This window comes from Vibrio sp. 10N.222.49.A3, assembly GCF_041475145.1.
Classification (GTDB): domain Bacteria; phylum Pseudomonadota; class Gammaproteobacteria; order Enterobacterales; family Vibrionaceae; genus Vibrio; species Vibrio tasmaniensis_A.
Genome location: NZ_JBFRVM010000040.1, coordinates 20,656 through 29,777, shown reverse-complemented (window position 1 = coordinate 29,777; position 9,122 = coordinate 20,656). Strand labels below are relative to the sequence as shown.

7 protein-coding genes and 1 pseudogene are annotated in these 9,122 nt (G+C 43.4%); 3 read left to right on the top strand and 5 right to left on the bottom strand.

What is annotated here, in order from left to right; translation table 11 throughout:
- Positions 1–147: 147 nt before the first annotated feature.
- The 3 genes from AB4589_RS08585 to AB4589_RS08575 all read right to left on the bottom strand — a co-directional run bounded on the left by AB4589_RS08585 (position 148) and on the right by AB4589_RS08575 (position 4,802).
- A complete protein-coding gene (locus AB4589_RS08585; RefSeq protein ID WP_372100143.1) occupies positions 148–2,904 on the bottom strand; it encodes an immune inhibitor A domain-containing protein in 2,757 nt (918 codons plus the stop codon).
- A 47-nt stretch (positions 2,905–2,951) separates the two neighbouring features.
- Positions 2,952–3,263, bottom strand: a complete 312-nt coding sequence (locus tag AB4589_RS08580) for a hypothetical protein (RefSeq protein WP_372100145.1) — start codon at positions 3,261–3,263, stop codon at positions 2,952–2,954.
- Between the two features lie 573 nt (positions 3,264–3,836).
- Positions 3,837–4,802 carry a hypothetical protein gene (locus tag AB4589_RS08575; protein ID WP_372100141.1) on the bottom strand — a complete coding sequence of 322 codons (966 nt, stop codon included), beginning with the start codon at positions 4,800–4,802 and terminating at the stop codon, positions 3,837–3,839.
- A 151-nt stretch (positions 4,803–4,953) separates the two neighbouring features.
- Between AB4589_RS08575 and AB4589_RS08570 the strand changes: the two genes are divergently transcribed.
- Together AB4589_RS08570 and AB4589_RS08565 are read left to right on the top strand one after the other, a co-directional pair.
- A complete protein-coding gene (locus AB4589_RS08570; protein WP_135384215.1) occupies positions 4,954–5,421 on the top strand; it encodes an Lrp/AsnC family transcriptional regulator in 468 nt (155 codons plus the stop codon).
- Positions 5,422–5,597: 176 nt separating this feature from the next.
- Positions 5,598–7,159, top strand: a pseudogene (locus tag AB4589_RS08565) (methyl-accepting chemotaxis protein).
- Between the two features lie 328 nt (positions 7,160–7,487).
- Here the strand turns inward: AB4589_RS08565 and AB4589_RS08560 are convergent.
- Positions 7,488–7,943 carry a methylglyoxal synthase gene (locus AB4589_RS08560; RefSeq protein ID WP_009844869.1) on the bottom strand — a complete coding sequence of 152 codons (456 nt, stop codon included), beginning with the start codon at positions 7,941–7,943 and terminating at the stop codon, positions 7,488–7,490.
- Between the two features lie 60 nt (positions 7,944–8,003).
- Positions 8,004–8,951 (bottom strand): TMAO reductase system periplasmic protein TorT, encoded by a 948-nt coding sequence (gene torT, locus AB4589_RS08555; RefSeq protein ID WP_372100139.1) that lies wholly within the window; start codon positions 8,949–8,951, stop codon positions 8,004–8,006.
- On the opposite strand from torT, the gene AB4589_RS08550 reads away from it, so the two are divergent.
- A complete protein-coding gene (locus AB4589_RS08550) occupies positions 8,896–9,060 on the top strand; it encodes a hypothetical protein (RefSeq protein WP_232281790.1) in 165 nt (54 codons plus the stop codon). The genes torT and AB4589_RS08550 overlap by 56 nt on opposite strands.
- Positions 9,061–9,122 lie beyond the last annotated feature (62 nt).

Here is a 9,122-nt window from a genome sequence, read left to right as displayed (position 1 = left end):
ATCCGAACGGCATTATACCGAATCGGTAGGGCTTTCGCTTATGGCTTAAATAATGACGTTTTCTTAAAACTGCTGTCGTGGTTTATATCCTGTGACAACAGTACTTAAGCTTATTTTGTAAATCCTCATGATAGAGCCTGCTATGATTTACAGGTCGACTAAAATTGTCTTAGTCGTAATCCCGCCTTGGTCATCGATTATCTTCAGTGTCACCTTGTGCTTACCGTATGAAGGGAAGATTGAAGTGAATGTACGACCTCGTTTCACCTTACCGTTTGGAAGTGTCCACTCGGTATCAACAATACGACCATCACTGTCTGAACTTGTTGACCACATGGTTACCCAGCGACCCAAGTGAATGTACTTCGCGCTTGCTTCTGGAAGAGCGTTTGGAGATTCAACACTCACTACGGAGCTGAACGAATCGGTATTGCCTTTGTCGTCGACAACAGTCAAGTTCACCGTGTATTCACCTGCTTGCTCGTAAGACCAAGTTGGTGCCACTTCGTTACTTGTTGTTCCGTTGCCCAAGTCCCATAGATAACTGGTGATCTCACCGTCTTGGTCTGAGCTAAAGTTACGTGCTGAAACGTTCAGGCCAGTCACATTAAGCTCGAAGTTCGCAGTAGGAGCGACGTTGTGTTGGCTTACTTTAGATAAGCGAACCACACCGTATTCGTTGTTGTCACTCTGATTCACAATATCGACCGCTAAACCAAACTTCGTCAGGATACGTCCTGAGTCTGGTGCTTGAGGCGATGTGTAATCTTGGTCATCCGAGAAGCTAGCATTGCCAACTAAACTGGTATCTTCGAGCACATCATTGTCGCTGTTTACAAGACGCATTGGAGTATGATCTTTGAGTGAAAACGCCGCATCACGAACTTGGTAACGAGTTTGAGCGACTTCACCGGATTTTTCCCAAGTCATTGCATTCTGGTCGGCATCGACCACACCTAACCAACCTTCACCTGGGTGTTTGCCTACCCAGTTATCAGTCAGAGATTCGTCTACGTACCAAATAATCAAACCCGGATCGAATGAGATCAGTTGGCCCATGCGTTTGATGTTGGCTAGACCCTCATCAACGTCCATGTGGCTGCGCCATTGCAACAGGTAGTAGTGTTGCGCTTGGTGGAACCCATTACTCAGCTTGTAACCATTTAGGGCGAAGGTGGAGTTGCTCTCACCATCGTCTATTAAGGTTACTTCACCATCAACGACCACACTGAGGTTATCCAAATAGAAACCTTCCATCGCCAAGCCACCATCGGTGATGTATTCAAACGAAAGCTCTACTTCTTGGCCTGCCCATTGTGAAACGTCGAACTCAGCATCAATCCAACCGCCAGATTCGCCGCCAATAGCAGGAACGAGGCCAGTATTGTACGGGTCATCCAATGAGGTGATGTTGCCGGCAATGGCTTGTCCATTCACGAGTACGCGTGCAAAGTCGTAGTCTTTCTCAATTTCATACCAAGTTTTGAACGAAAGCAGTGCAGAATCGCCGGCTGGAATCACCAACTTGCGTGTCATGCTGTTTTTCAGGTCATCGCCTTTTTGAGAGTGGAACGAATACTCACCAGCAAACGGTTTTAAACCTTCGATCTGTTTTTCTGGAAGATCCACTTTAATCATGTTCGGACGGCTGTTATCCGTTGTTTGGAACAGCGTGTAAACTTGTGGGTTGTCTTCTAGATCATTAATTGAGATTTGATCATCGTTAACCCAGCGACCACCAATCGACTTCTGTAGGAAGTGTTTTGCCCAAGAGCTGAATGCCGTTGGCTGTGTGCCACCAATTTGACCAGCCCAACTGCCCGAAGACATGATTGACCAGTAAGAGACAGGTTCACCCTTGCCTGTATATTGCGTGTCGTACTCGTCTGGCAAGCCTAAATCATGGCCATACTCGTGAGCACATACACCAGCTGCGGCATCAATCGGTTGAATCGTGTAATCAAATGCTGCGTATTGGCCACCAAAGCGGTCTGGAAGCGAGCTAGAGGTGCCTTTAAGTACATGGGTGCGACCAAGGTTGAATCGGTGAGACCAAATCGCATCAGGGCCTAATACGCCACCACCGGCTTCTTCACCAACAGATGCGTGGAACACCATTAGATGATCAATCACACCATCGGGTTCACGGAAGTTTCCGTCACCGTCGTAATCGTAACGATCTTCAATATCGTAATCGGCTAGATTGATACTCGGATCTTGAGCCAATTGATTCAGTGCTTCGCGAACCAGTTCTTGCGCGTTGAGATCGTTGTCGGTAGTAGGGGAGTTACCCCCATAGAATGACGCAGGTTTAGAGGCGCGATACCAACCTGCAGCTTGGCCCGCAACGCTGTAACTATCACCAGATTCGCTTTGGTAATACTGACGCATCGAGATTAGGTTTTCGCCGTTTGGCCCAGTGTAGCCAGAGTTTGAAAACAACAACTCTTGATAATGTTCTGGGTTGTAGCTCTCGTAGAGCATTTGTGTGTGCTCTTCGGTCAGTTTGTTGTTATCCCAGTTCAAATCAGGGAAATCGACTAACAGAGCGAGTACTTTATCGGTACGCTTGGTGCCGACTTCTAACGCAAAGACGCTCGCCTTTTTAACACCAGATCCTTTTTCTATGGCTTTAAGTATTTTCGCTCGTTGCTCAAGTGCTTTTTTACCGAATTGAGCGTCACCTTTAAAACCGGAATTGATTTTATTCTTCAAGTAGCGGTCAAGTGCGTCGTGCTTTGCCACATCGGTTGCATCTTGGTCGACTAAGCCCTGTCTAACTAGCATTTCAATGAGTTTGTCTTCATTAACAACGCCTAAATCAATAGGTGTTTTTGCATAACTACTGACGCTAAATAGAGTAAGCATTGCTGAAGCCAACAATGTTTTTCTCATCATTTTCATTATATTTTCCTTTTATATTTCCATGTCGATATCAGTATCAACTTGCCTTATTCGGATCTGTTGTCCGAGTTTGGCCTAATACACTCTTGTGGTGTCTTATTTAACTGACGTGTGTTTGTTGTGTTTTTTTTACTTTCTACCTCCTTTGTATTGGTTGTCTCTTTTCTACTTTTTGAATCAAACGGAGTGCTCTTCGCTTTTTTAGCGTTGAGATAGATACGTAAAGCTTCTTGATTTTCCTCATAGGTTAAGCCAGAACAGATAACACCTCGTTTAATCAATGACTTAAGCAATAGTTCATCGTTCTCAATAGTGGAAGCCTGTGACAGTGATGACAAAGTTAGAACCATTAAAGTCATTGCTTTTATGGGTGTTTTTGTAAGAATCTTAGTTGTGCGAGCCTCGGTTGTAAGAGGCGCTGTTATAAGGAGCATATTAAAAAGAGCCATCAGTTTTGATTATGTAACAAAATATATTTATAAAATTTACCAATCAAATAGATAATTATTACAAGCAATTATTCGTTCCGATTTCAACATTTAAAGTTAATATCAAATAATGGTCGTTATTTATTTTATTATCAGCTATTTAATGAGTTTTTTTGAATGAATAGTTGATAGTTTGGATTTTAATAATATTGGTTGGGAAGTGATTATTATCTTGAGAGTACTTTATACAAGGTATGGAGTTATAAGTAATAATATGCGTTTTATATTCTCTGTGTTTAAACATTGCATTTAATAATTGAGTTATTAGTAAATACCTGTGCTGAAATTATTTTCACACGAAATATCAATAATTAGGGTGTTGAGAATGATTTTCAGTGTTTCAATGACGCGAAATTTAACAATAGCGGCGGTGATAGGATCGACGAGTAGCAAAAAGAGCCCGTGTTTGAGCTCTTTTCCTTTTAGTCTCGTTGGTATTTTTACTTATGACTGAGAGACATCGCGATAAAAATAACGTTCGCAAGTGCTCGGATTCATGCGCTTAATGATGTTGGATATTAAAGCGATGACCAGCACTGAGAATACTAACCTTCCCCAAAATATGGTGTAGAAGTCAGCCCCAATGAGCATGATCAACAACGTATCTTCAATCAAACTGTGGAGCAAGTTGAGCAGCATGATTGCGGTGAATACATCCCTCGCGGAGATATGTCCTTTCTTGGCTTCGTTGATCAATAAGCCGCCGCCAAACGAAAGACCAAGCGTGATTCCGATGATCGTTAGGTTGGTTGCGTCTTTGCTGATTCCTAGCAGTCTCAAGAATGGTCTTAACAATATTGCCATTAGCTTTTCAACACCGAGAATCTTTAAAACCTTGAGTAGCAGTAATAGCGCTAAAATCACCATGAAGATAACGGCAAAACTCTTGAGCTGTTCAATGGCCCAACCCAAATAGCTTGTGTCTCCTGATACTTCAGGCTGCCAAAGCACCGTTGCTGGGTAGTTGAGTAAATCCCCATATTGATAACTGAGATTAAGTAGCCATGCCAGCACCAAGCTACCACCGACTCGCACCGACAACGTAGCCAGCCAGCTCACGCCTGCCTTTTTGGCTATCGCTCCTTCAATCGGCAGAGAGTGGGCGAGAAGCATCATACTGCCTAAAACCGAGGCTTGAGCAACCGTTAAGGGAGCGTCGGAATTGATGAGAATAATCAGCCCCGCATAGATGTTAGTGAGTATGGTGGTTGCCCATACCAAGCCCATTTCTTTCGGTAAGCCGACGCTTTCCATTATTGGGCTCAGCCATTCGCTAAGAATCACGATGCCGCCGAGCTCTTCAACGACCTTTATCACGATGATGATTGGAATCATGATTCGGAAAAGAGTCGAGGTGACATCGAAAATCTCTCTAAGGAGTTCTTTAAAAAATTGATAGGTTGATTTCATTGTTACGACCATAACTCGTTGTGTTGTATAAAAAGATCTTACCGCGATTGTTGTGATTATTATTTCAAAAATAACCTATAAAGTTGCCTGTGATTTTTAAATTGTCGTAAAGTAAGAAATTATCAGTCAAAAAATCATGGTTTAAGAAATTATGGAAATAGACCGTATAGATAGAAGCATATTGGTTGAGCTTCAGAAGAATAACCGGATCCCTAATCAATCGTTAGCCGAGATCGTAGGGCTATCACCTCCTGCTTGCTTAAAGCGAGTGAAACGATTGAGGCAAGAGGGCGTGATAGTCGGTGATGTATCGATCATTAACCCTGAGCTTACTGGCAGCAAGATGACCCTAGTTGTGTCCGTTGAAATGGAGCGCGACCGAGGGGATATCTATCAAATTTTTCGCCATTCTATTTCTAAGGCGTCAGAGGTCACTCAGTGCTATCAGATATCAGGCAGCTTTGACTTTATGTTGATTGTTACGGTCACAGACATTCAAGCTTACGAAGACTTTGTTGAGCGAGTATTACGTAAAGATCTGAATATTCGCAAGTTCCATACCTCTGTTTCAATGAGAACCGTGAAATTTACCACTGCAGTTAACTTAGATGAGTCATGACCGCTAATTTGAGAAGAGAAAAGAAAGGGCGTGAAGCTTTGAGCTTTGTGAGGTGTCAGGCGTATTTTTGTATAAATAGCAGGCATTTACACAAAATGTTACGTTCGCATTTTGTAAGAACTTTAATAATTGTATATATTCCTCGGCTACAATAATAGTTAACAAAAGTTAATATAATGACAGCCAGCTCTCCTTCTCAATCTCGTGAAACGCTTTTAAGCGAAAATGAACAACTTGTCTCGACTACCGACCTTAAAGGTGTGATTACTTACAGTAATGATGCTTTTTGTCGCATTGCGGAATACAGCCAACAAGAGTTGCTAGGGCAACACCACAATATCGTGAGGCATAACGATATGCCGAAAGCGGCTTTTGCCGATATGTGGGTTAACCTAAAGCAGGGTAAAGCGTGGCGCGGTATCGTAAAAAATAAAACCCAATCTGGTGGTTACTACTGGGTTGATGCTTACGTTACCCCTATTTATGATGGCGGGAAGGTGAGTGGCTACCAATCGGTTCGTGTTAAGCCTAAAAACGAATGGGTACAAGTCGCGGATAAGGCTTACCAAGGCCTCTTGAAGGCTGAAAAGTCGGGTCGCCAATGGTCATTAAAGATCAGTGACAGTGTTCGTTACGCAGTGTTACTTGGCTCTTTGGCTGCGCCTCTGATTTCAAATCTTGTAGAAGTAGGGCAAGCATCGCAGTGGATATTGAGTCTTCTTCCTGTTTCTGCTCTAGCACTGCTTTTCCGACAAGAGCTCATTGATACACCATTACAGTTGAAAAAACTGCAATCTAAATTCGATAGTGTCAGTCGCCTTGTCTACTCAGGTAACAGTCAGTTCTCTGTTGCCGATTTTCATCTCAAGCTGATGTCTGCCCGAATTCGCACTGTGTTAGGCCGTATGACAGACTCAGCGAAACCATTGCAAGATTTAGCTGATAACCTTAATGCGACGTCATACCAAGTCACTGAGCGCTCGATCAGCAGACAAAAGATATTCTTCAGGTACGTGAAGCAACTGAAGAGGTTGAAGTGACCGCCAATGAAGTATCTTCTCGTACAGAAGAAGCTCACCAAATTGTCGATGTTACCTTGCAAACTTGTGCTGGTGCTAAAGAGAGCATCGATCAAACCCACCGCAACCTTGAAAACTTGGCATCTCAGGCGGAGAAAGCGACGCACACGACTTACCAATTGAGCGATCAAGCGCAAAGCGTGAGCAAGATAATGGAAGAGATTGGTGGAATCGCTGAACAAACTAACTTGTTGGCACTTAACGCTGCGATTGAAGCGGCAAGAGCAGGCGAGCAAGGACGAGGCTTTGCAGTTGTTGCCGACGAAGTACGTGCTTTATCTGGACGAACGTCAAAGGCCACAGTTCAGATTAAAGAGAGCATCGATACCATGCTGGCGACGATTGAAAGCTGGCAGAAAGATATTCTGGCGAACAGAGACCAAACCGACGCGTGTGGTGATGTTGCGAAGGTGAGCGCAGAGCGTTTATCTGAAGTTGAAAATCTAATGCAATCGATGAATGAACTGATGCAATCTGTTGAAAGCTCTGCTCATAAACAACGTGAACTATCGAGCGAAGTAAACCTACATATGCAGTCTATCGCTTCTACCGCAGAGCAAAACCTGGTTGCAACACATTCTGTGAAAGACCACTCCACAGAGCTAAAAGAGCAAGTGAATGAGTTCTATCATTTAGCGAAGCGCTTCGAAGAAAAATAGCAGTTAGATTTTAGAAGCATGAAAAATAAGAGAAGCCTTGCGAAACTAGCAAGGCTTTTTTGTGGATCAAAAGAATCGTTTTCAGAAACAGAAAAGCCCCCAATAATTGATGTCCAACTATTGGGGGCAGTTCATAATGCAGGCTCTTTAGTGTGTTTAGCCGAACCCTTCGGGCAGCGTTTGCTAGCCATTTCTACTACGTTATCGGCTTCTCATGTAGGCTAGCTACACATCAAAGCCTCTGCCTTGTAGAAATCCCCAGCAATTCGCTGCAAAAATCAGCTCGAAAGATCAACACGCCCTAGTAAAGGGCTAATTTAACGTGTGATTATGTGCGCTCTGCCAAGTATGCTTCGTAGTCTGGGATCTCAATGATCACTTCTTCTTCAAGCAATGAAGAGTTAAACAGGAAGTTAGCGGTAGCGCGGTTGGTTGCTACAGGGATGTTCCAAACACTTGCGATACGAAGCAGTGCTTTTACGTCCGGGTCGTGTGGTACAGCATTTAATGGATCCCAGAAGAAAATCATCATATCGATCTTGCCTTCAGAGATAAGGGCACCAAGTTGTTGGTCACCGCCCATTGGGCCGCTGATCATGCTCTTAATCGCTAAGCCTGTTTCTTTACTGAGTAGAGAACCTGTCGTGCCCGTTGCATAAAGGAAGTGCTTTTGTAGTTTTTCTTTGTTCTCTTTGACCCATCTTAATAGCTCAGGTTTGAAATGGTCATGAGCGACCAAAGCGATGTTCTTATGCGTTGGCATAGTACGCGTCGTTTTTTGCATGGATGTTCCCTAAATGATTGATTCGTTTTTATTGTTTTGAGTTCTTTAGTCAATATAGCACTAAGGATTCACACTGAATACCGGGCGAAACTCAGAAGGTGACAATGAGTCAGCGATAATTTGATCTTTGAGTGTTGCGGGTGTCAGTGCCTCAATCATGGGTGCGCTATGTTTTTCATAAGGTTGACCACGCAAGTAATGGGTGGCTTGCTTTACCGACAAGCGACCTTGTTCAACCATTTTATCTGTTGGTGCAAAAAGCACCTTGTTACGAAGCAAACCGCGGTAGATTCCGTGACTTAAGTAACTTGAAATTAACCCAATCTCTTTGGTTTTACCCGCAGCTCTTAGTTCACTTATCGCAGCTTCAATCGCGACTGCACTTCCGACAATATATTGAATATCCGGTTGTTCGATGACTTGTTGTACCAAGTTTCTTTGCAGTTCTTTATTGTTGTCTGCCCAATAGCTGATCGCGATTTTGATATCGCTCGATTTGATTGCATCATAAAACCCGAGCGCCACAGGTTTAGTGCCACCGCTTGCTTGTGGGCCAAGTAATAGGGCGATAGGTGTTTCTCCTGACCCTTTTGGATGTCTTTTCGACAAAAACTCTCCGACTTGGAAACCCATTTGATACCAGTCGACACCGACCGTGCCTTTTAATACTCTTTGTTGCTCTTTATTGACGGTTAACTCATTGACTGTGGCAAACACAGGGGTTGCTCCGACCCAGTTGGTCAGGTTCTCATGGTAAGCGTCAGGCGAAACTGTGCCTAAAATAATGGCATCAGCCCCCCATTGCGTGCAAAGCACCAGTTGTGAGGCCTGTTTGGCTACGTTGGGGTAACCGCCAGCTTCCAAAACTCTAAGTTCGACTTGTTGCTTTTCTGCTTCTGAGACCATTCCGTAGTTAACCGATAACCAATAAGAGTCTTTTAGGTGCGGATAAATGGCACAAATTTTTTCTTTTTGTGATGTGGCTTCTGCCGGTTTTATTGGGCTCAAAGGCTCACTAGCACTTACTACAGTGGTGACTGATGCTAGTAATGAGAGAAGAATTTTTGAAGTTAAAGGTCTAGATAGCATGAATTGCCGTTTTATTGGTTTTAGATAAGAAACACTACAAAATATAGCGTATTCTGCATGGGTAAAGAAGAACGTTTTAAGGTTTAGAGT

What these genes read in the sequence shown, in the direction of transcription:
- AB4589_RS08585 (WP_372100143.1), bottom strand. Translation starts at nt 2,904, where the DNA reads ATGAAAATGATGAGAAAAACATTGTTGGCTTCAGCAATGCTTACTCTA.
- AB4589_RS08580 (WP_372100145.1), bottom strand. Translation starts at nt 3,263, where the DNA reads ATGACTTTAATGGTTCTAACTTTGTCATCACTGTCACAGGCTTCCACT.
- AB4589_RS08575 (WP_372100141.1), bottom strand. Translation starts at nt 4,802, where the DNA reads ATGAAATCAACCTATCAATTTTTTAAAGAACTCCTTAGAGAGATTTTC.
- AB4589_RS08570 (WP_135384215.1), top strand. Translation starts at nt 4,954, where the DNA reads ATGGAAATAGACCGTATAGATAGAAGCATATTGGTTGAGCTTCAGAAG.
- AB4589_RS08560 (WP_009844869.1), bottom strand. Translation starts at nt 7,943, where the DNA reads ATGCAAAAAACGACGCGTACTATGCCAACGCATAAGAACATCGCTTTG.
- AB4589_RS08550 (WP_232281790.1), top strand. Translation starts at nt 8,896, where the DNA reads ATGGCACAAATTTTTTCTTTTTGTGATGTGGCTTCTGCCGGTTTTATT.